Origin of the sequence: Mycobacterium sp. PDNC021 (assembly GCF_048282635.1) — a bacterium.
Lineage (GTDB): Bacteria > Actinomycetota > Actinomycetes > Mycobacteriales > Mycobacteriaceae > Mycobacterium > Mycobacterium llatzerense.
This window is the reverse complement of sequence record NZ_CP182502.1, coordinates 5,026,662-5,047,425: the sequence shown is the minus strand read 5'-3', so window position 1 is coordinate 5,047,425 and position 20,764 is coordinate 5,026,662. Positions and strand designations below refer to the sequence as shown.

Sequence of the window (20,764 nt, the reverse complement as noted above, 5' to 3'; positions counted from 1 at the left end):
AGCTGACAGCTCCCAGCGCGATGTGGTGGGCAGAGAGCTCCAGCAGCCGCGTCGACGGCGGGCCCGTCAGCTCGACGCCGCCAGCCGCTCCAGCGCGCTGCGCACCCGAACCGGATCGGTGGTCGACCAGTACGGCGGCAGCGACGACTGCAGGAAGCCGCCGTAGCGCGCCGTCGCCATCCGGGAATCCAGGATCGCGATGACCCCGCGGTCGTTGACGCTGCGCAGGAGGCGCCCGGCGCCCTGCGCCAACAACAACGCGGCGTGGGACGCGGCCACCGCCATGAAGCCGTTGCCGCCGCGGGCCGCGATGGCGCGCTGCCGTGCGGTCAGCAGCGGATCGTCGGGGCGGGGGAACGGGATTCGGTCGATGATCACCAGGGACAGTGACGGCCCCGGCACGTCGACGCCCTGCCACAGCGACAGCGTGCCGAACAGTGACGTCTCGGCGTCTTCGGTGAAGCGGCTCACCAGAGTTGACGTGGAGTCCTCGCCCTGGCAGAGCACCGGGGTGTCCAGGCGCTCGCGCATGATCTCGGCGGTGGCCTTGGCAGCCCGCATCGACGAGAACAGTCCGAGGGTGCGGCCGCCGGCCGCGGTGATCAGCTCGTAGATTTCGTCGAGTTGTTCCGGAGCGGCGGCGTCACGGCCGGGCGCCGGTAGATGCTTGGCGACGTACAGAATGCCCGACTTGGCATGGGAGAAGGGCGATCCCACGTCCATGCCCTTCCATTTCGGTGGCGTCGCCGTGCTGTCCTCGGGCACCGACAAGCCCCACTGCCGGGCCATCGACTCGAAGCGCCCGCCGATGGTCAGCGTCGCCGATGTCAGCACCGCCGTCACCTCACCGAAGAGCCGCCCGCGCAGCAGCCCGGCCACTGACAGCGGGGCGACCCGCAGAATGTGTCGCACTGAGCCCCTGGACTCTTCGCGATCCAGCCACACCACGTCATATCGATCGGGGATCGCGGGCACGAACGAATCGATGATGCGGGACGCGGTGTCGCTCAGGTCGGTCAGCGAGGTGACGGCCTCGCTGCGCGCCGCGGCGGCGGTGGGGTCAGACGGTGCGGTATCGATCGCCATCTTGACCTTGTCCGTCGAGTCGCGGACCACCGTCAGGTAGGTGGCCAGCTCGTCGTCGAGTACGTCGATGCGTCCGGCTTCCATGTCGTGGATGGCCGACGACAGCGTGGCGATGGAGGCCTCAAGGCGTTCTGCCAGTTCGGGTTCCACCAGCCGGGCCGCCCGTCGAAGCGTCACGGCCATGGACGTCGCCGACAGTTCGCCGGTGGCCACGCTGGTCACTCGGTCCACCAGCTCGTGGGCTTCGTCGACCACCAGTAGTTGGTGCTCGGGCAGGACGTTGACCTCGGAGATCGCGTCGATGGCCAGCAGCGCGTGGTTGGTGACGATGACGTCGACCGCCCCTGCCTTGGCGCGGGCCTTCTCGGCGAAACAGTCTGTGCCATAAGGGCATCGGGTAGCGCCGATGCATTCGCGCGCGCCCACGCTGACCTGCGACCAGGCTCGGTCCAGCACGCCCGGCACCACCTCATCGCGGTCACCGCTCTCGGTGTCGGACGACCATTCGATGAGCCGCTTGACGTCGCGGCCCAGGGCCGAGGCGGCGACGGGGTTGAACAGTTCCTCCTGCGGGAGATCCTCGTCGGCCTGCGCTCCGCTGTGAACCTTGTTCAGGCACAGGTAGTTTCCGCGGCCTTTGAGCAACGCGAACTCGGGCCGGCGGGGCAGGTGCGGGGCCAGGGCGTCGGCCAGCCGGGGCAGGTCGCGGTCGACGAGCTGGCGTTGCAGGGCGATGGTGGCCGTCGACACCACGACCGGCTGATTCGACGCCACGGCGTGTGCGATCGATGGCACCAGGTACGCCAACGACTTTCCGGTGCCGGTCCCAGCCTGTACCGCCAGGTGCTCGCCCTTGTCGAAGGCGTGGCCGACGGCTTCGGCCATCTCGATCTGCCCACTGCGCTCGGCACCGCCGAGGGCGGATACCGCGATGGACAGCAGGGCGGAAACGTCGGTGGGATCGGTCTTGCGGCTCACGCGCCCACCAGTCTGGTCGGGATGGCCGGCTCGCCGCGGGAGAGCTTGAGCCCGTCCCACGGCAGGCTGTGCAGTCCGGCCGCAACCCTTGCGCGGGCGTCGGCCAGCGACGAGTCGCACACGACGGAGCCTGAACGCACCAGTGGCACCGTCAAGACGCGCCCCTCACCAGTCGGCACCGAACCGGCCGGGTGCACCACCTCTTCGACGATGGTTCCCGACTCCTTCGCCAACCGCAGTGCAGCCTTGCGTCCACCGTGAGATTCCTTGTGGCTGCTGCGTTTTGCCACCGGCATGCCGTCGACCTCGACCAGCTTGTAGACCATCGACGCGGTCGGCGCACCAGAGCCGGTGACCACCGACGTCCCGACGCCGTAGACGTCGACGGGGGCTGCGGCCAGTCCGGAGATCGAGTACTCGTCGAGGTCGCCGGACACCACGATGCGGGTGCCGGTCGCGCCCAACCCGTCGAGCTGATCGCGGACCTGGCGGGCCATCACGCCGAGGTCGCCGGAGTCGATGCGCACCGCGCCGAGTTCCGGCCCGGCGACGGCGATGGCGTTGGCCACGCCCTGGGTGATGTCGTAGGTATCGACGAGCAGCGTCGTCCCGACGCCCAACGCGTCGACCTGGGCCCGGAACGCGGCCACCTCGTCGGGACCGGTGGTCGCGGTGTGCACCAGGGTGAAGGCGTGCGCGCTGGTCCCCAGCGCGGGGACGCCGAACGACCGCTGCGCCTCCAGGTTCGAGGTGCCGGTGAACCCGGCGATGTACGCGGCGCGCGCGGAGGCGACCGCCGCCTGCTCATGAGTGCGCCGCGAGCCCATCTCGATCAGCGGCCGGCCGACCGCCGCGCTGACCATGCGAGCGGCCGCCGAGGCGATCGCGGTGTCGTGATTGAAGATCGAGAGCACCAGCGTCTCGAGGATCACGCACTCGGCGAACGTGCCGTGGATCGACAGCACCGGCGAATCGGGGAAGTACAGCTCGCCCTCGGGGTAGCCGTCGATGTCGCCACGGAACTCGTAGTCGGCCAACCAGCGCAGCGTCTCGGCATCCAGGAAGTCGAGCGAGGCCAGCGCGTCGTCGTCGAACCGGAACTCGGCGAGCGCCGACAGGAACCGGGCGGTGCCGGCGACCACGCCGTACCGGCGCCCGAACGGCAGTCTCCTGGCAAACACCTCGAATGACGCGCGGCGGTGTGCGGTGCCGTCGCGCAGCGCAGCGGCGAGCATGGTGAGCTCGTATTTGTCGGTCAGCAGAGCTGCGGTCACAGAGCTCACCGTACTGGTTCTGCGACTGGCAACCACCCGGCTATTCTGGGCTCATGGTTCTGGGTGCCCCGGTCGCGCGGACAAGCCCGGCGACTGACGTCGAAGAGGCGGCGAGCCTCGACAGTCCGTGGGTGACCATCGTCTGGGACGACCCGGTGAATCTGATGACCTACGTGACCTACGTCTTCCAGAAGCTGTTCGGCTACAGCGAGGTGCGCGCCACCGAGCTGATGATGCAGGTGCACACCGAGGGCAGGGCCGTCGTCTCGGCGGGCAGCCGGGAGTCGATGGAGGTCGACGTCACCAAACTGCACGCGGCCGGACTGTGGGCAACCATGCAGCAGGACCACTGACCGATGCGCAAGTGGAAGCGGGTCAACACGTCGTCGGGTGTGCGCATCAAGTCCGGCCTCGAAGCGCACGAAGTCATGATGCTGCGCAACTTGGTCGGTTCGCTGGTCGAGATGCTCGACGATCGCGAATCCGCTTCACCGCGTGACGAACTCGCCGAGCTGACCGGCATGAAGATCGGGCCGTCGCAAGCTCCCGATGACGACACCATGCGCCGGCTCCTGCCGGACTTCTACCACGATCCGGCCACGCACCCGGATGGCCGCGCCGCCGGTGAGAGCCTCAACGGTGCACTGCGCAGCCTGCACGAGCCGACCATTGTCGACGCCAAACGGCAAGCTGCCCAACGGCTTCTGGATTCGCTGCCGGAACCGGCCGGCAAGTTCGAGCTGACCGAGGAGCAGGCGGAGGGCTGGGCGTCCGCGATCAACGATGTGCGGCTGGCGCTCGGCGCGATGCTCGACATCGGACCCGATGGGCCGCAACGTCTTTCGCCGGACGATCCGATGGCGGGGCATCTGGAGGTGTATCAGTGGCTGACGTATCTGCAGGAGTACCTGGTGCTGAGCCTGCTGGACGAGCGGTGACGGGCTCCATCACCAACGTCGCCGACATCCTGGTCGGCAATCACCACCGCATCGAAGACGCCACCCTGGGCGGCGGCTGGGCCACCGGCACCACCGTCGTGCTGGCCCCACCCGGAACCACCGGCGCAGTCGACGTCCGCGGGGGAGCGCCCGGCACCCGCGAGACCGACCTGCTCGACCCGTCCAACAGCGTGCAGCACGTCGACGCGATCGTGCTCACCGGCGGCAGCGCATACGGGCTCGCCTCGGCCGACGGCGTCATGACCTGGCTCGAAGAACACGACCGCGGAGTGAAGATGCCCGGTGGACGGGTGCCGATCGTGCCGGGCGCGGTGATCTTCGATCTGCCGGTGGGGGCGTGGGCCAACCGGCCGACGGCCGAGTTCGGCTACCAGGCCGTCGCCCAGGCCGGCACCGAGGTGCCGACGGGCAACGTCGGCGCGGGCGCCGGTGCGCGGGCGGGCGCGCTCAAAGGTGGGCTCGGGACGGCGTCGGTGACGCTCGACAACGGCGTCACCGTCGGCGCGCTCGTCATCGTCAATGCGGCCGGCCACGTCGTCGACCCGCAGACGGGACTGCCGTGGTCGGCCGACCAGATCGCCCGGTTCGGGCTGCAGCCTCCGCCGCCCGACCAGATCGAGGCGTACCGCACCCGGGTGAAAGATCCGAAGCCGCTCAACACGACCATCGCCGTCGTCGCGACCGATGCCGCGCTCAGCCCGGCCGGCTGTAAGAAGGTGGCCGTCGCCGCGCACAACGGGCTGGCCCACACCATCCGTCCGGCGCACACCGCCGTCGACGGCGACACCGTCTTCGCGCTCGCGACCGGACGGGTCCATATCGAGCCGGACCCCGCGACACCGGAACAGATGAACCCCGAGACGCGACTCATCTCCGAGATCGGGGCGGCCGCTGCCGATGCGCTCGCCACCGCCGTGATGGTCGGGGTGCTGGCCGCCGAGTCGATCGCCGATATACCGACCTACCGCGACCTGCTGCCAGGAGCCTTCGGCTGAAGCGTTCCGCCGGTAGCCTGGGGGTATGACGTCAGCGAGTAGCGGAGCGGATCGCGCATGACTTCGGACCTGTCGACCACCTCATCCAAGCCGCAGCCGCCTGCGACGTGGAAGGTTGGCGGCGTCACCATCGTCGGCTTCGTCGGGCTGCTCTGGCTCATCGAAGGCTGGGATGCGCTGCATCAGCAGCGGCTGAATCAGGACGGCATCCGGCCGCTGGAGACCGATGGGCTCTGGGGCATCTTGTGGGCGCCGCTGCTGCACGCCGACTGGGCGCACCTGATCGCGAACACCGGCCCGGCCCTGGTGCTCGGGTTCCTGGTGACGCTCGCCGGCATGGGCCGGTTCCTCGGGGCGACGTTGATCATCTGGATTCTCGGCGGATTCGGCACCTGGCTGATCGGCAACATCGGCGCGCCGCGCGGTGTGGAGTCCGTCCACATCGGGGCGTCCGGGCTGATCTTCGGTTGGCTGACGTTCCTCATCGTGTTCGGGTTCTTCACCCGGCACGCGTGGCAGATCATCGTCGGCATCATCGTGTTGTTCGTCTACGGCGGTGTGCTGTGGGGCGCGCTGCCGGGCACATTCGGCGTGTCGTGGCAGGGCCATCTGTGCGGTGGCCTCGCCGGCGTACTTGCTGCGTATTTGCTGAGCAGTCCGGAAAGAGAAGCGCGCGAACGGCGTAAGGGTTCAGCCCTGCCGTCGATTCCGACGTAATTTGCTGAATTTGGAATTCGCCGCGCGCGGTGATGCCCGAAGCGTGATCGGTATCGCTTTCGGGACCAATCGAGAAACTGGCCGCCTAAAGGTGCCGTCTTTTCGTCGCAGGACGTGTTGACGTGGCAAGCTAGGGGTGTGCGCCTCACCATTCTCGGTTGCTCCGGCAGCGTGGGTGGGCCGGATTCTCCGGCCTCGGGCTATCTGCTGACCGCTCCGGACACCACGCCGATGGTTATTGACTTCGGCGGCGGGGTACTCGGAGCACTGCAGCGGCATGCTGATCCGGGCGCCGTAAATATATTGCTGTCACATCTGCATGCCGACCATTGCTTGGACTTGCCCGGGCTGTTCGTCTGGCGTCGGTATCACCCGAATCCTCCCGTTGGTCGCGCCCTGATGTTCGGTCCTGCGGCCACCTGGCACCGGCTCGGTGCGGCGTCGTCGCCCGAGGGCGGCGAGATCGACGACATCACCGACATCTTCGACATCAAGGTCTGGGTCGACGGCGAAGACGTCGAGATCGGCTCGCTGACCGTGACGCCGCGACTGGTGTGCCATCCGACGGAGTCGTACGGCATGCGGTTCACCGATCCGTCCGGCGCGACGCTCGTCTACTCAGCTGACACCGGCTACTGCGACGCCTTGGTTGATCTCGCTCGCGGCGCCGATGTGTTCCTGTGCGAGGCGTCGTGGACCGACTCGCCCGACCGTCCGCCGAAGCTGCACCTGTCCGGCACCGAGGCGGGACGCGCCGCCCGCGAAGCCGGGGTCAAAGAGCTCCTGCTGACCCACATCCCGCCATGGACCTCCCGCGAGGACGTCATCAGCGAGGCCAAGGCCGAGTTCGACGGACCCGTGCACGGCGTCGTGTGCAACGAGTCGTTCGACATCACCCGCCGGTAAGACTTGGGCAAGTCGGGACCCCGCATTCGGCGGCCCGCTAGGGTTGTCGGGTGTCCAGACGAGAAGACGGTCGCCTTGACGACGAGCTCCGCCCGGTAAAGATCACCCGAGGATTCACCAAGCACCCGGCAGGGTCGGTCTTGGTGGAGTTCGGCGAGACGCGGGTCATGTGCACCGCCTCGGTGTCCGAAGGGGTGCCACGCTGGCGCAAGGGTTCCGGGTTGGGCTGGCTGACCGCCGAATACGCGATGCTGCCGGCCGCCACGCATGACCGCTCCGACCGCGAGTCGGTGAAGGGCCGCGTCGGCGGACGGACCCAGGAGATCAGCCGGTTGATCGGCCGCTCGCTGCGCGCGTGCATCGACCTCAGCGCCCTCGGCGAGAACACCATCGCCATCGACTGCGACGTGCTGCAGGCCGACGGTGGCACCCGCACCGCGGCGATCACCGGTGCGTACGTGGCGTTGTCCGACGCCGTCACCTACCTGGCCGCGGCCGGGCGCTTGAAGGATCCGCGCCCGCTGTCGTGTGCGATCGCCGCCGTGTCGGTCGGTGTGGTCGACGGCCGGGTCCGCACGGACCTGCCCTACACCGAGGACTCGCGCGCCGAGGTCGACATGAACGTCGTCGCCACGGACACCGGGACTCTCGTCGAGGTGCAGGGCACCGGCGAGGGTGCGACGTTCCCGCGGTCGACGCTGGACAAGCTGCTTGATGCCGCGCTGGCCGCGTGCGACCAGCTGTTCGCGCTGCAGCGCGAGGCGCTGGAGCTGCCGTACCCGGGCGTGCTGCCGGAGTCGTCCGGCCCGGCCAAGAAGACATTTGGTGCCTGACCTACTCGTTGCTTCCCGCAATGCGAAGAAGCTTGTGGAGTTGCAGCGCGTTCTCGATGCCGCGGGTGTCGTCGGTCTGAGGTTGTTGTCGTTGTCTGATGTGCCCGAGTATCCCGAGGCGCCCGAGACCGGGGCGACGTTCGAAGAGAATGCCTTGGCCAAGGCTCGTGATGGCTTTGCGGCCACCGGAATCGCTTGTATCGCAGATGATTCCGGGGTGTCGGTCGATGCGTTGAACGGCATGCCCGGGGTGCTGTCGGCCCGGTGGGCTGGGCGGCATGGGGATGATGCGGCGAACCTTTCGTTGCTTCTCGGCCAGATTCAGGATGTGCCGGATTCGCGGCGGGGCGCGGCGTTCGTGTCGTGCTGTGCGCTGGTTTCGGCTGCGGGCTCTGTTGTCGTTCGCGGTGAGTGGCCCGGTGCTATCGCGCGGGAGCCGCGGGGTTCGAGCGGGTTCGGGTATGACCCCGTGTTCGTCCCTGCCGGTGGTTCGGTATCCGCGGCGGAGCTGACTGCAGCCGAGAAGGACGCGGCGTCACATCGCGGGCGGGCGCTGGCGCAGTTGGTACCGGCGCTGAGGGAGTTGGCTGGTTCCTGAAGCGGGCTGGCGGTTTCGACCGGCGCACGGGAGGCGCCGTTGACCGCGAAACCAACTGCACGGCGGTTTTCGGGCCGAATTGCCGCCATGCAGTTGGTTTCGGCGGAGTTGTCCACAGCTGCCGGTGAATCAGACTGGCCGTGCCGATGGCTCACTGGGCACACTGCGGTGATGGGGGAGCCATTCATCGGGAGTGAGGCGGTAGCGGCAGGGCGCCTGACTCGTCATCAGCTGCGCGCGAATTTCGTGGCCGTGCACAAGGACGTTTACGTGCCGAGAGGTACCAGGCCGAGCGCGATCATGCGGGCGAAGGCCGCGTGGCTGCGTTCGAAGCGTCGGGGTGTACTCGCGGGCTTTTCGGCTGCGGCGTTGCATGGGGCCCGGTTCATCGGGCCTGAGGTACCCGCCTACGTTGTCGATCGCTATTGCCGACGGGTGCGGGGTGTCGTGGTGTGGGAAGACGCCTTATCTGACGACGAGGTGTGCACCATCGGTGAGATGCGGCTGACCGACCCGCTACGTACCGCTGTTGATCTGGCACGCAAGTTTCCGGAAGACGTCGCTGTTGCTGCAATTGACGCGTTGGCTCGTGCCGCGCGACTGAGGGTGGCTGACATCGAGGCGGCCGCGGAGCGTCAGCGAGGGCAGCGGGGCATTCGTCGGGCCCGGAAGACGATTGCACTTGTTGACCCGAAAGCCGAGTCACCCCGAGAAACGGCATTGCGGCTGTTGATCATTCGGGCTGGGCTGCCAAAGCCGGAGAGTCAGTATCCGATCGACAACGAGTACGGGGTGCTGATCGGAATTGTCGATTTCGCTTGGCCGGAGTTGAAGATTGCCATCGAGTACGAGGGTGCGCACCACACCGACCCGGACATGGTTCGCAAGGACATCGCGAGGATCGAGAGCATGGTTGAGCTGGGTTGGCTCGTTATCCGGGTGACCGCGCGCGACCCCGCTGGGGTGGTGTTGCGTCGGCTCATCAATGGACGCGCATCGCGAGGCGCGGTTGATGACGTTGCCTGGCGTTTCCCGCGGGACGAGGCGGAAAGGCTGTGGCCCACTGCGATGCGAGCGTCGTAACGTGTCGCCGGCGTCATCGAGACCAACTGCATGGCGGTTTTCGGGGCTGTTGACCGCCGCCCAGTTGGTCTCGAGGGTCGAGACCGTCAGCGATAACTCGGGTCGGTCAGGTAGCCGTCGATGAAGGCGTGCAGCGCGGGTGCGAGGTGTGCGACGCCGGAATCGTTGAGCTTGGCCAGCAGGATGACGCCCTGATATTGCGCCAGCAGCGCGTGGGCGAGCTGCTCGGGATCGGTGCCCGGCCGCAGGGTGCCGTCGGCCAGCGCTTCCTGGCAGATGAGTGCCAGGTGGTGCTGCATCGCGGCGAGCGTGTGCGCGAGATGGGCGCGGAGATCGTCGTCGGTGGTGGACAGTTCGGCGGCGAAGTTGCCGAACGGGCAGCCCACCGCCCGGCCGAACTGCGCTTCGAGCGAGGACTGGATGACGCCGATGGCGTCGGGCACGGCGTGCAGCTTTTCGGCGGGCGTCGCGGTGGGGGAGCCGGTCAGCTGACGCTGAAAGGCCTTGGCATGTAAGTCGATAACGGCCTTGCCGAGTTCCGATTTCGACGGAAAGTAGTGGTAGAAGCTGCCCTTCTTGATGTCGGTCGCGCGGCAGAGTTCGTCGACGCCGACGGCCTGGTAGCTGCGCTCGAGGAAGAGTCGGGCGGCGGTCGCCACGAGGCGCTCGCGGGCATCTGAACTTCGGGGCACCTGAGAATCGTAATTAATAGTTGACCGGTCGGTCAACTATGGCTAGCTTGACGACATGACCGCCACTACCACTGAGATTTTCCGCACCCCGGACGAACGCTTCGCGAATCTGCCGGGTTATGACTTCGCGCCGAACTACGTCGATATCGACGGGCTGCGGCTGCACTACCTCGACGAGGGACCGCGCGACGGCAAGCCCATCGTCTGTTTCCACGGCGAACCGACGTGGGCGTTCCTGTACCGCAAGATGATCGGCGCCTTTGTCGACGCCGGGCACCGCGTGATCGTGCCTGACTATGCGGGCTTCGGCCGCTCGGACAAGCCCACTGACCGGCGCTGGTACAGCTACGACCGGCACGTCGACTTGGTGACCCGGCTGCTGGGCAGTCTGGATCTGCACGACGCCACCGCCATCGTGCAGGACTGGGGCGGGCCGATCGGCCTGCGGTGGGCGACGGAGAACGCGGATCAGGTTGGGGCGCTGGCCATTTTCAACACCGGGCTGTTCACCGGCCGGGTATCGAAGGGCTTCATGGCCTGGCGCGCCTTCGCGGAGGCCAATCCGGATCTGCCCGTCGGTTTCGTGATCCAGGGCGCGACGACGACGGAGCTGTCACCCGAGATCGTCGCGGCCTATGACGCGCCGTTCCCCACCGCGGAGTCAAAGGCCGGCGCCGCGCAGTTCCCGCTGCTGGTGCCGATCACCGACGACGCAGTGGGTGCGACGGAGATGCGCGCGGTCACCGACGCACTGTCGCGCTGGGAGAAGCCCGCGCTGGTGGCGTTCTCCGATCAGGACCCGGTGTTCCCGTATCCGCGTGCGGGCGAGGCGTTCGTCGACCTGATCCCGACCGTGTCCGAGCAGGTGCGGATCGAAGGTGCGTCGCACTTCCTGCAGGAGGATCGGGGCGAGCAGCTGGCAGCCGAGGTCATCAAGCACCTCGGCTGAGACCGGTCAGAGGTCGAAGCGCTTCTTGACGTCTTCGGTGCGGAAGTGCTCGACGATGATGCCGAGCAGCGGGACCGTGCCGGCGAAGAGAGTGCCGATGGTCTGGCCCAGCGGCCAGCGGACCTTGACCGCCAGGTTGAACGTGCAGAGCAGGTAGATGAAGTACACCCAGCCGTGCACGATGCCGATCCAGTTCAGGCTCACGTCGTTGAAGACGTAGTGCGCGACCAGCTCGTAGCAGAGGGCGATGAGCCAGATACCGGTCGCCCAGGCCATCACGCGGTAGGCGGTCAGGGCCTTGCGGATGGTGTCTTTCGACAGGGTGGTCGGCTGCGACTCGGTCATGTGGTGGTCCTGTCCTGTTTGTCGTTCTCGGCCAATTCGGCGAGGTAGGCGTTGTATTCGTTGAGGGTCGGGTCCGCGGTGTCTTTGGCGGCTTTGGGGCGCTCGGGGAGCAGACCTTCGGGGATCTCGGTGGGCCCATCGGTCGACAGCGCGACGGGGCCTTCGTCTTCGTAGCGGACGAACTTGTAGTAGCCGTAGAAGCAAAATGCGCCGAACATCGGCCACTGCAGCGCGTAGCCCAGGTTCTGGAAGGTGCCGGCGCTGGACTGGAACCGCGACCACTGCCACCAGGCCAGGGCCATGCAGCCCAGGGCAGCGACGGTCACCAGCACGATGAGCGCCGGCCTCCTACGCCGTGTAGTGGACATAAGGCAACGGTACCGCGCGTGACGTGGGGTTTGCGATTCGCGGCCGGGCTACGACTCCGGGCGTTGGACACACGGCCACGGCACCGGCCGAGACTTTGGGCCGATGAATTCGTCGAGGCGAGCGGTGTCGGCTTTTCGGTAGATCGAGAGTTGCTTTCTCGACGATCGCCGCCAGTGGATGCTGAGTTGGTCGAGCGCGTCGGTAAACAGATTGGCGATGTCCTCGGACATATTCGAGAAGTGGTAGCGGACGCTCTGGACGCCGCGGTCGTTGGCGACGACGCGGCAGCCATCGCTGTGGATCAGGCCCAGGACGAATTCCTCGGTGGCCTGGTCGATGAAATCTCGTTGCCAGGCCTCAAGCGCAATACGACGATCGTGCTTCCTGCCTGGACCATGCTGCGGGAAGAAACACGGCCAATGTTTGGAGTACAAATACACCTCGATGCATCCCTCCTTCTGGACTGTCGCAGCGTGTTGGCCGGGCATCACGGCGTCGATTGCCTCGCGACAGCGCGTGATGATCGTGGGGTACTTCTCGTCGAGAGCGATCCGAAGTCTCCATATCTGTCTCGAGCGAGAGATGCATCCATCGCCGAGGTAGAGGCCCAACAGATATGCGTACGGCGCAGCAGGTAGCAAGACGAAATCGTGAAGAACCCCGCAAGGCGACGAGCGATCGTGTTTGACCAGCGTCGTTGGTGGCCGTAGTCGCCAATCGCGGACGGTTGAACGCGGGACGCCAGCCTCGCGTGAGATCGCGCAGTCGTTCATACCGGACGCGATGAGGGATTGAACGTGATCGAACTCGTCGAGGTTGCGCATCCGGCCTCCATCAATCGTTGGCATCAACATATGACGGCCATCCGACAAGTTCGTGGCTGTGCGGTACCGGTATCCTCGAGGTGCTGCGGGCGTGGCGCAATCGGTTGACGCGCGGGTTTTAGGTGCCCGTGTTCGAAAGAACGTGTGGGTTCGAGTCCCACCGCCCGCACTCTTGTGAGTCGCGCTATAGGCTCGGGCGACCCCGGCGGTTCTCGCCGGGGTCTTCCGTTTCTGCGCTTGACGTACCAGTGGGGCTTGATTTGGACTACCCGCCCGTGGCGGGTCTGCCAAACTCACCACGGGCCGCTACGGGCGACTGGCTCGACTGCCCGGCCACGCAGATGCCGACAACGTGCCGGCCGAGGCGCGGCGGAACTGGGCTAGCGGAATGTCGCCCGCAGCGACCGACCTGTACCAGCGGCCAGCCGCCGAAACCAGTTGGAAAATTGAGAAATTTGCGCAGACAGCTGGACGCCGACGCGGTGCAACTACCGCGTCCGGCGGCCAGGCTGTCGGTGACGCCCGACCAAAAGCGTTGGCCTGCTTTGTTGTTCCCTGTGTCAGCGCTTCTTGGAGTGCAGCACGCCTTCAACCGGTGCCGGGTCTGTCTTGGCGCGCTTTTCCGCGCGTTTCTCTTTGAGCGACTTGCCGGGCTTCTTGGACATACTCTGGCGCGGAGATTTGTCAGACATGACTGGCCCCTTTGTTCGGGGGCCTGGATGGTCCCTATCACCCGACCATACGCGCACCGTTGACAGGCAGGCAATGCACTGGTCAATGCCGTTGACGCCGCCATGTGGCGCGGTTGCGTGCTGGAGCATAGGCTGTTGGGTGACACACACCCTAGGTGGCCAAGACCCGCTGCCGCGCGTAGACGGACCGGGAATTCCTTTGCCTATCAATGATATTGCTGCGTACTCGCGGTTGACCGCAGCGGACGTCGAGGCGTTCGGGGCTGAACTGGACTCCATTCGCGCCGATGTCGAGGAGTCCCTCGGTGCAAAAGATGCGGCCTACATCCGTCGCGTCATCAGATTCCAGCGGATTCTGGACGTCGTGGCTCGGCTCCAGATCGCCCGGAGTCGGTCCAGGGTCGGTTGGGCGGTGGGCTCGGTGGCGTTGGCATACGCGAAAATCGTTGAGAATATGGAGATCGGCCACAACGTCTCGCACGGTCAATGGGACTGGATGAACGATCCGGAAATCCACTCAAGCACCTGGGAATGGGACATGGTGGGGCCGTCGGCGCAGTGGCGCTACTCGCACAACTACCGCCACCATGTGTTCACCAACGTGGTCGGGGTTGATGACGACCTGGGATTCGGGGTACTGCGGGTGACCCGCGATCAACCCTGGAAGCCCGCATATCTGTGGCAGCCGCTGCGAAACATGTTGTTGGCCTTGGTCTTCGAATGGGGCATCGCGCGCCACGGATATCACTCCGAAACGGAACGGGCCGGCACCGAGGACGCGAGGCAGGTGGTGAAGAAGGCGATGCTGATCAAGATCGCCCGGCAGACCGCCAAGGACTACCTGCTCGTGCCCGCGCTCAGTCTGCGCCGCTGGCGCCGAACGCTGGCGGCCAATGCGACCGCCAACCTGCTGCGCAACCTGTGGTCGTACGTGGTGATCTTCTGCGGGCATTTTCCCGATGGCGTGCAGACGTTCGCCCCGGAGGTCCTGCGGTCCGAGACCAGAGCGGAGTGGTATCTGCGTCAGATGCTGGGAGCCGCGGACTTCAAAGCCGGTCGGGTGCTGGCATTTTCGAGCGGAAACCTGTGCTACCAGATCGAACATCACCTGTTTCCGGATCTGCCGAGCAATCGGTTGGCGCAGGTCAGTGTTCGGGTGCGTCAGCTATGTGACAAGTACGACCTGCCCTACACCACCGGCTCGCTGACTCGGCAGTACCTGCAGACCGTGCGGACCATCTGCCGGCTGGCATTCCCGGATGGCGCAACGGCTGTCAGTCACGGATGACCGACGAGGACCGGCAATGCGTCAAACGTCGAAGGCCCGTTGGATTTTGGCCCGCATCTGTCCGGTGTCGGCGGAGGCTTGATGTGCCTGTCCGTCGTCGTACGGTCCGTTGTTGCCGACGCTGAAGCCGAAGTAGCTCTTGGTGGCGTCTGACGCACGTTTTGCTTTGCGGGCCATGGTTTTTGCGAATTTCATGTTCGGTCTTTCTATTGTCAGTTCAGTGCAGCGCGTTGGTCCGCGCTGAGTTTCAGGTCCGGTTTGTCAGGCACAGCCGAATTACGTTGTCGCCATGGGCTACTCGGCGGCAACGGGCTCAGGCGCATTGGCGTAACACGTTGTATGCCTTCGGTTCTGGCATTCGGCCGCCCAGACGGGCATGTCGGCAAGTTGTCGGCCATGGCGATCCGAAGGCATCAAGGGTCACCGATACGTTGGGCTCGAACAACTGGAGTTCTGTCCGCCTATCACACTACACCCGTTTGCTGCCGTGAACTGCAACGACTGGTCAACAGGGCCGCTGCTCGCTCCGCTCGGAGGGGCTCGGGGGTGTAGCGTGGAAGAGGTTGGGAACCCAGTCAGTGCGGGCGTAGTCAGCCTTTTGCCGCTTGCATTCCCCCGAGCAGCCGCTCGCGCCGGACACGCCTCGGTGACAACCACGTGACGGGATCACCATGAAATCGCAAGCCAGTCTTCAATTTTCAGAAACATCGGTACTGAGTCACCAGAGTGCCGGCCTGCCGACCTTCGGGATTCTGAGCACCTATCCACCGACACGATGCGGCCTGGCAACCTTCAGCGCCGCACTGAGCCGCGGGTTGGCCGCCAACGGCGCTGATGTCAGTGTGGTTCGCGTCGCAGACGGGTCATCCACCAGTGACGGTCGTGTCGTCGGCGAACTGACCAACGGATCGGCGGCGTCAGCGGCAGCGGCGGTGGATTTGCTCAGCCAGAGCGATGTCGCGGTGATCCAGCACGAGTACGGCATCTACGGCGGCCCCGACGGCGATGAAGTCGTCGACATCATCGGCGCGCTGCAGGTCCCGTCGATCGTTGTCGCGCATACGATTCCGAAACATCCGACGCGGCACCAGCGTTCGGTGCTCGAGGCCATTGTGACGCTCGCCGACCAGGTGGTGGTGCTGTCCGACGCCGCGAGCGCGCAATTGCGTCACGGGTTCGATGTAGAGCGACGGAAGATCAGCACGATTCCGCACGGTGCGACCGTTCCGGTTCACGGCTACACCAAGCGCGGCGGCCGGCCGACGCTGCTGACCTGGGGCCTGCTGGGGCCGGGCAAAGGGGTCGAGCGCGTCATCGATGCGATGGGCGGGCTACACCAGCTCAACAGCCGGCCGCGTTACGTGGTCGCCGGCGAGACCCATCCAAAGGTGATCGCCGCCGACGGCGAGGCCTACCGCGACGCCCGGATCGAGCAGGCACGGTGCACCGGGGTGGCCGATGCGGTGCACTTCGATGCCGGCTACCGCGACATCCCGTCGTTGATCGCGCTGATGCTGTCCGCAGCAGTGGTTGTGCTGCCGTATGACTCCACCGATCAGACCACGTCCGGCGTCTTGGTCGACACCATCGCCAGTGGTCGGCCGGTTGTCGCCACGGCCTTCCCGCATGCGGTCGAGCTGCTGTCGACCGGCGCCGGCATCGTGGTGGCGCACGACGATCCCGACGCACTCCGCACGGCGCTGCGCACGGTACTGACCGAGCCTCGGTTGGCCGGCGCGATGTCGGCAGAGGCGCGCCGGCTGGCACCGTCGATGGCCTGGCCGATCATCGCCAGGTCGTATCAAGCTCTGGCACAACGGATTCTGAGCAAGCGACCGGAGCGGACGTGGCTGCAATAGTGCCGTCCCCGAAGTTCGACCATCTGCTCGCATTGACCGACCGGCATGGCACCTTCGAGCATGCGTGTGGCGCCGAGCCGCGCCTGGAACACGGTTACTGCACGGACGACATGGCCAGAGTTCTGGTCGTTGCCAGTCGCGAACCTGACGCCGGGGACGCCGTGCATGCACTGGCCAGGTTGGCCGTGAAGTTCCTCAACGAGGCGCAGGCGTTCGCCGGCGGCTGCCGTAACCGGATGGACCGCCACGGTCGCTGGACCGACGACTTCGCGTTCGAGGACTGCTGGGGACGCTGCCTGTGGGGCTTGGGCACGGCCGCCGCGCACAGCGATGTCGGTCTGGTCCGCAGTCTGTCGGTGGTCCAGTTCGAGCGAGCCGCACACGGCCGGTCGGTATGGCCGCGCGCGATGGCGTTCGCGGCGCTGGGCGCCGCCGAGTTACTCAGCGTCGACCCTGACCATGCGGCGGCGCGTCACCTCATCGATGACTACGCCGCGGGTGTGGCCGAGCCGAACGGCGACCGCGATTGGCCATGGCCCGAGGCGCGGCTGTCTTACGCCAACGCGTTGCTGCCCGAGGCGATGATCGCGGCCGGCGTCGCCCGGGACGACTCGGAGCTGTGCCAGCACGGCCTGGACCTGCTGGAATGGCTGATCGATGGCGAGACCGTCGACGGGCACCTGTCGGTGAGCCCGGCCGGGGGCTGGGCGGCAGGCGATCCTCGGCCCGGATTCGACCAGCAACCCATCGAGGTGGCCACGCTGGCCGATGCGTGCGCCCGCGCCTCCGACGTGGATGCCAGCGCGCTCTGGCCGAACACCGTCCGGGCTGCCGCGGCCTGGTTCCAAGGCACCAACGATGTCGGAGCGACGATGTGGAATCCGGCAACCGGCGGCGGATTCGACGGACTGCAGGCCGACGGGGTCAACCTCAACCAGGGCGCCGAGTCGACGCTCGCGGTGCTGTCCACGTTCCAGCAGGCCCGCCGCCTGGTCGCGGTGTCCCAATGACCGCGGTGCGGTCGGGGCTGGTCACACGAAGCAGGCTGCGGTTGACCGCAGACCCGGCACGGGTGATCACCCGGCTATTCGTTCCTGGGCAGGAAGGCTTCGAGCTCCAGGATTCCCGCGCCGGTGCCGTGCTGGAGCGGGTGCTGGCGCTGGACGAGGCCGACGTGCGGGCAGCGCTCGACAGTGTCGTCCGTCGGTTCGACCACCGCCATCGTGATCTGGCGGGCACCTTTCGGCGCCATGCGCGCGAGCTCGCTGATCGACTGGAACCCGGTAGGAAGTTCTCCGAGGCTCGAATGTTGTTGGTGGGTGCGACATTTACCAGTGAGTTCGCGATCGAGGGTGCGGCACTGTGCAATCCGAGCATCGTCGCGCACCCTGATCAGACGGGTGTGGCGGCGGGCAGTCTGCGATTTGTGCTGAGTGTCAGGGGAATCGGGGAGGGGCATCGGTCCTCGATCGGGTTTCGGACGGGCACCGTGGACCATGCGGGCTGCGTCACGATCGACGATCGAGCTCCGGTCGCCACCGTCGGCACCGTGGTACCGACACTGCTCGACGCGGTGGTGTTTCGCAGCGAGCTGGCCCGATTGGACGACGCCGGCGAGGCCGCCGACTATGTGCTCGACGCGCTGGGCGACCAGTTCACCCGCACCGACCTCGATGAACAGTTGGACAAGCTGCTGCTCCACCGCAGCACCCGCAAGCATGCGCCGGCGACCATCGCGCTGATCCGGGATATCGCGGATCGGTCGTATGCTGTTGAATTCTCCTCAGCCACAGACATTTCCGAGCATGTGCTCTGGCCGGCAACTGGTGCCGAGGCGGCCGGCATGGAAGACGCGCGCTTCGTCCGCTTCGTCGACGACGACGGCACCGCCACTTACCACGCCACCTACACGGCGTACAGCGGATCGCAGATCCGCCAGCAGTTGTTGACGACCGATGACTTCCGGTCGTTCACGTCGATGCCGATGGTCGGCGCGGCGGCCGCGAACAAGGGCCTGGCGCTGTTTCCCCGCCGGATATCCGGACGGTTCGCAGCGATGTCCCGGTCGGACCGGGAATCGAACACCGTGGCCTACTCCGACCACCTTTCGGTGTGGAGCGATGCGTCGACCTGCCAACGTCCGGTAGAGGCCTGGGAGACACTGCAATTGGGCAACTGCGGGGCGCCCATCGAGACCGACGCGGGCTGGCTCATGCTCACTCATGGTGTCGGTCCGATGCGGACGTATTCGATCGGCGCGATTCTGCTCGACCTCGATGACCCGACCCGGATCATCGGTCGGTTACCGGAGCCTCTGCTGAGCCCCGAGAGCGACGAGCAGGACGGCTATGTGCCGAACGTGGTGTATTCGTGTGGCGCCGTGGTGCACGGCGACACCCTGGTGCTGCCCTACGGCATCGGCGATGCCGCAATCGGTTTCGCCACCGTGCCGCTGCCGGAGCTGCTCGCGGTGCTGCGCCTCTAGGCGGCCTATTGCGGGACGTGCAGCCGCACCATCCGCGTCGTCGAACTCTCGTCCAGCTCGACGACGTCGGTACGCGAGCGCAGGAAATCGCTGAAAGACCTGAATCCCAAGGACTTTTCGCTGAACGACGGGTCCATCCGCTTCATCTGCGCCTTGACCGCCGAGTTGTGCAGCCACTCGACGTCGTCTTTTTCCAGCCCGATCTGCAGCGCGCGGGTCAGCAGGGCGGTCGCCGAGATCTGGGGGTCCGGGGGTTCGGGCTCGGTGGGCTCAGCGGTGCGGCGGGCGCGTTTCGGCGGCGCTGGTTCAGCGGGCGACTCGAGTGCCGGGACGCCGGGCAGCGCGTCGTAGCTGACGAACTCGTCGCAGGCCGCCGCGAGCGCTCGGCTCGATGACCCGGCCACCCCGATGCCCACCACGTACCGGCCGAGGCGCTTGCAGCGCTGGGCCAGCGGAATGTAGTCGGAATCGCCGGCGGCGATGACGACATGGGTGAGGTCGGGCAGCCGGAACATGTCTTCGACCGTGTCGACGGCCAGCCGGATATCGGCGCCGTTCTTGCCGTATGCCGCGGCGGGGAAGAGCTGCACCAGGTCCACGGCGCGGCCGACGAGCTGCTGCCGGTAACCGGCGTTGACGTCGGCGGACCAGTCCGCGTAGGCGCGGGTGAGCACCAACGTGCCGAACGACGACGCGAAATCCAGCACCGCCCCGACGTCGACGGTGGCCTGGGTCAGCTTGTCCGGTTCGAGGCCCTTGGCCTTGTCCTTCTGAAACGAGTTGCGGCCGTGGACCTGGTCGTACCGCGATATCACGATGTTGTCGAAGTCGAGGTAGACCGCTACGCGGCTGGCAGCGGTATCCGTCATGGGTCCAGTGTGGTCTATCCCGGCGAGTAATCGCTCCGAACCCCACTCGGGCGCCCTTTTTACGCGCGAATGCATAGCCTGTCGGGATGCTCACCGAACTGATTGCCCTCAGCGGCGGGTCGTACCGCATGGGTTCGCAGGACTTCTACCCCGAAGAAGCGCCGGTGCACGACGTGACGGTCGCGCCGTTCTCGATCGAGCGGCACCCGGTCACCAACGGACAGTTCGCCGAGTTCGTCTCCGACACCGGATATGTCACCGTCGCCGAGCAACAACTGGATCCGGCTGCGTTTCCGGGTGTGCCTGCCGAAGACCTCATCCCCGGCGCGCTGGTGTTCCATCCCACCGCGGGCCCGGTGGATCTGCGCAACTGGCGGCAATGGTGGACGTGGGTTCCCGGCGCGTGCTGGAAGCATCCCTTCGGCCCCGAGTCGTCGATCGCCGATCGGCTCGAGCACCCGGTGGTCCAGGTCGCCTACCCGGACGCGGCGGCGTATGCGGCGTGGGCGGGCCGGCGGCTGCCGAGCGAACAGCAGTGGGAGTACGCCGCCCGGGCGGGCGCGACGACGGCCTACGCCTGGGGTGACGACGTGCGGCCCGGCGGGCAGCTGATGGCCAACACCTGGCAGGGGCAGTTTCCGTACCACAACACGGGTGCGCTGGGCTGGGTTGGGACGGCGCCCGTTGGCACATTCCCGCCCAACGGTTTTGGTTTGGTCGACATGATCGGCAACGTGTGGGAGTGGACCACCACCAGGTACGCGCCGCGGCATCAGAACAGTCCCGAGGTTTCGGGGTGCTGCCCGGCGCCGTCCGGCGACCCGGCGATCATGCAAACCCTGAAGGGCGGTTCGCACCTGTGTGCGCCGGAGTACTGCCATCGGTACCGGCCGGCGGCGCGGTCGTCGCAGTCACAGGACAGCGCGACGTCGCATATCGGGTTCCGCTGCATCGCCGATTGAG

The 20,764-nt window shown here is 66.6% G+C and carries 22 protein-coding genes, 1 tRNA gene and 1 pseudogene; 15 read left to right on the top strand and 9 right to left on the bottom strand.

Annotation, left to right across the window (positions count from 1 at the left end; translation table 11 throughout):
• Nucleotides 1-66: 66 nt before the first annotated feature.
• Complete coding sequence (locus tag ACNO8X_RS24060) at nucleotides 67-2,064, bottom strand: ATP-dependent DNA helicase (protein WP_418003040.1); 1,998 nt, start codon at nucleotides 2,062-2,064, stop codon at nucleotides 67-69.
• Nucleotides 2,061-3,347, bottom strand: a complete 1,287-nt coding sequence (locus ACNO8X_RS24055) for a nicotinate phosphoribosyltransferase (protein ID WP_418003039.1) — start codon at nucleotides 3,345-3,347, stop codon at nucleotides 2,061-2,063. The genes ACNO8X_RS24060 and ACNO8X_RS24055 overlap by 4 nt, the downstream gene beginning before the upstream one ends.
• Nucleotides 3,348-3,391: 44 nt before the next feature.
• On the opposite strand from ACNO8X_RS24055, the gene clpS reads away from it, so the two are divergent.
• From clpS to ACNO8X_RS24015, 8 genes and pseudogenes are all read left to right on the top strand, one after another.
• Entirely contained in the window at nucleotides 3,392-3,691 is a 300-nt protein-coding gene (clpS, locus tag ACNO8X_RS24050; RefSeq protein WP_043394555.1) for an ATP-dependent Clp protease adapter ClpS, read from the top strand.
• 3 nt (nucleotides 3,692-3,694) lie between these two features.
• The gene (locus ACNO8X_RS24045; protein ID WP_418003038.1) at nucleotides 3,695-4,276 is read left to right on the top strand and encodes a DUF2017 domain-containing protein; all 582 of its coding nucleotides are present in this window, start codon (nucleotides 3,695-3,697) and stop codon (nucleotides 4,274-4,276) included.
• Complete coding sequence (locus ACNO8X_RS24040) at nucleotides 4,273-5,292, top strand: P1 family peptidase (RefSeq protein ID WP_418006014.1); 1,020 nt, start codon at nucleotides 4,273-4,275, stop codon at nucleotides 5,290-5,292. Before ACNO8X_RS24045 ends, ACNO8X_RS24040 begins: the two co-directional genes overlap by 4 nt.
• A 57-nt stretch (nucleotides 5,293-5,349) precedes the next feature.
• Complete coding sequence (locus ACNO8X_RS24035) at nucleotides 5,350-6,009, top strand: rhomboid family intramembrane serine protease (protein ID WP_043984214.1); 660 nt, start codon at nucleotides 5,350-5,352, stop codon at nucleotides 6,007-6,009.
• 138 nt (nucleotides 6,010-6,147) lie between these two features.
• Nucleotides 6,148-6,915 carry a cyclic nucleotide-degrading phosphodiesterase gene (locus ACNO8X_RS24030; protein WP_043394551.1) on the top strand — a complete coding sequence of 256 codons (768 nt, stop codon included), beginning with the start codon at nucleotides 6,148-6,150 and terminating at the stop codon, nucleotides 6,913-6,915.
• 50 nt (nucleotides 6,916-6,965) lie between these two features.
• A complete protein-coding gene (gene rph / locus ACNO8X_RS24025; RefSeq protein WP_418003037.1) occupies nucleotides 6,966-7,748 on the top strand; it encodes a ribonuclease PH in 783 nt (260 codons plus the stop codon).
• Nucleotides 7,741-8,346 (top strand): RdgB/HAM1 family non-canonical purine NTP pyrophosphatase, encoded by a 606-nt coding sequence (gene rdgB / locus ACNO8X_RS24020; protein WP_418003036.1) that lies wholly within the window; start codon nucleotides 7,741-7,743, stop codon nucleotides 8,344-8,346. The genes rph and rdgB overlap by 8 nt, the downstream gene beginning before the upstream one ends.
• 171 nt (nucleotides 8,347-8,517) lie before the next feature.
• A pseudogene (locus ACNO8X_RS24015) lies at nucleotides 8,518-9,348 on the top strand (DUF559 domain-containing protein); the annotation flags it as partial.
• Nucleotides 9,349-9,515: 167 nt separating this feature from the next.
• Here the strand turns inward: ACNO8X_RS24015 and ACNO8X_RS24010 are convergent.
• Entirely contained in the window at nucleotides 9,516-10,121 is a 606-nt protein-coding gene (locus ACNO8X_RS24010; protein ID WP_418003035.1) for a TetR/AcrR family transcriptional regulator, read from the bottom strand.
• A gap of 55 nt (nucleotides 10,122-10,176) precedes the next feature.
• Between ACNO8X_RS24010 and ACNO8X_RS24005 the strand changes: the two genes are divergently transcribed.
• Nucleotides 10,177-11,070, top strand: a complete 894-nt coding sequence (locus tag ACNO8X_RS24005) for a haloalkane dehalogenase (RefSeq protein WP_418003034.1) — start codon at nucleotides 10,177-10,179, stop codon at nucleotides 11,068-11,070.
• A 6-nt stretch (nucleotides 11,071-11,076) separates the two neighbouring features.
• Here ACNO8X_RS24005 and ACNO8X_RS24000 read toward each other — a convergent pair whose 3' ends face one another.
• The 3 genes from ACNO8X_RS24000 to ACNO8X_RS23990 are packed head-to-tail and all read right to left on the bottom strand — an operon-like array spanning nucleotide 11,077 to nucleotide 12,608.
• On the bottom strand, nucleotides 11,077-11,415 hold the full coding sequence (locus ACNO8X_RS24000) for a DUF3817 domain-containing protein (protein WP_418003033.1): 339 nt from the start codon (nucleotides 11,413-11,415) through the stop codon (nucleotides 11,077-11,079).
• Nucleotides 11,412-11,783, bottom strand: a complete 372-nt coding sequence (locus ACNO8X_RS23995; protein ID WP_418003032.1) for a hypothetical protein — start codon at nucleotides 11,781-11,783, stop codon at nucleotides 11,412-11,414. The genes ACNO8X_RS24000 and ACNO8X_RS23995 overlap by 4 nt, the downstream gene beginning before the upstream one ends.
• Before the next feature lie 48 nt (nucleotides 11,784-11,831).
• On the bottom strand, nucleotides 11,832-12,608 hold the full coding sequence (locus tag ACNO8X_RS23990; protein WP_418003031.1) for a hypothetical protein: 777 nt from the start codon (nucleotides 12,606-12,608) through the stop codon (nucleotides 11,832-11,834).
• Between the two features lie 85 nt (nucleotides 12,609-12,693).
• Here ACNO8X_RS23990 and ACNO8X_RS23985 point away from each other — a divergent pair.
• A tRNA-Leu gene (locus tag ACNO8X_RS23985) sits at nucleotides 12,694-12,777 on the top strand.
• Between the two features lie 391 nt (nucleotides 12,778-13,168).
• Here the strand turns inward: ACNO8X_RS23985 and ACNO8X_RS23980 are convergent.
• A complete protein-coding gene (locus ACNO8X_RS23980; RefSeq protein WP_260973477.1) occupies nucleotides 13,169-13,300 on the bottom strand; it encodes a hypothetical protein in 132 nt (43 codons plus the stop codon).
• A 199-nt stretch (nucleotides 13,301-13,499) separates the two neighbouring features.
• On the opposite strand from ACNO8X_RS23980, the gene ACNO8X_RS23975 reads away from it, so the two are divergent.
• Entirely contained in the window at nucleotides 13,500-14,588 is a 1,089-nt protein-coding gene (locus tag ACNO8X_RS23975) for a fatty acid desaturase family protein (RefSeq protein WP_418003030.1), read from the top strand.
• 21 nt (nucleotides 14,589-14,609) lie between these two features.
• On the opposite strand, the gene ACNO8X_RS23970 is transcribed toward ACNO8X_RS23975, so the two are convergent.
• On the bottom strand, nucleotides 14,610-14,783 hold the full coding sequence (locus tag ACNO8X_RS23970) for a hypothetical protein (RefSeq protein WP_418003029.1): 174 nt from the start codon (nucleotides 14,781-14,783) through the stop codon (nucleotides 14,610-14,612).
• Between the two features lie 476 nt (nucleotides 14,784-15,259).
• On the opposite strand from ACNO8X_RS23970, the gene ACNO8X_RS23965 reads away from it, so the two are divergent.
• From ACNO8X_RS23965 to ACNO8X_RS23955, 3 genes are read left to right on the top strand one after another with little or no spacing between them, the layout of a single operon-like run.
• The gene (locus ACNO8X_RS23965; RefSeq protein WP_418003028.1) at nucleotides 15,260-16,447 is read left to right on the top strand and encodes a glycosyltransferase; all 1,188 of its coding nucleotides are present in this window, start codon (nucleotides 15,260-15,262) and stop codon (nucleotides 16,445-16,447) included.
• Nucleotides 16,435-17,457 (top strand): glycosyltransferase, encoded by a 1,023-nt coding sequence (locus tag ACNO8X_RS23960; protein ID WP_418003027.1) that lies wholly within the window; start codon nucleotides 16,435-16,437, stop codon nucleotides 17,455-17,457. The genes ACNO8X_RS23965 and ACNO8X_RS23960 overlap by 13 nt, the downstream gene beginning before the upstream one ends.
• A complete protein-coding gene (locus tag ACNO8X_RS23955; protein ID WP_418003026.1) occupies nucleotides 17,454-18,932 on the top strand; it encodes a glycoside hydrolase family 130 protein in 1,479 nt (492 codons plus the stop codon). The genes ACNO8X_RS23960 and ACNO8X_RS23955 overlap by 4 nt, the downstream gene beginning before the upstream one ends.
• Before the next feature lie 5 nt (nucleotides 18,933-18,937).
• On the opposite strand, the gene ACNO8X_RS23950 is transcribed toward ACNO8X_RS23955, so the two are convergent.
• Nucleotides 18,938-19,801, bottom strand: a complete 864-nt coding sequence (locus ACNO8X_RS23950; protein WP_418003025.1) for an NYN domain-containing protein — start codon at nucleotides 19,799-19,801, stop codon at nucleotides 18,938-18,940.
• A gap of 86 nt (nucleotides 19,802-19,887) precedes the next feature.
• Here ACNO8X_RS23950 and ACNO8X_RS23945 point away from each other — a divergent pair, with 86 nt between their 5' ends.
• Nucleotides 19,888-20,763 carry a formylglycine-generating enzyme family protein gene (locus ACNO8X_RS23945; protein WP_418003024.1) on the top strand — a complete coding sequence of 292 codons (876 nt, stop codon included), beginning with the start codon at nucleotides 19,888-19,890 and terminating at the stop codon, nucleotides 20,761-20,763.
• The last annotated feature ends 1 nt before the right edge of the window (nucleotide 20,764 follow it).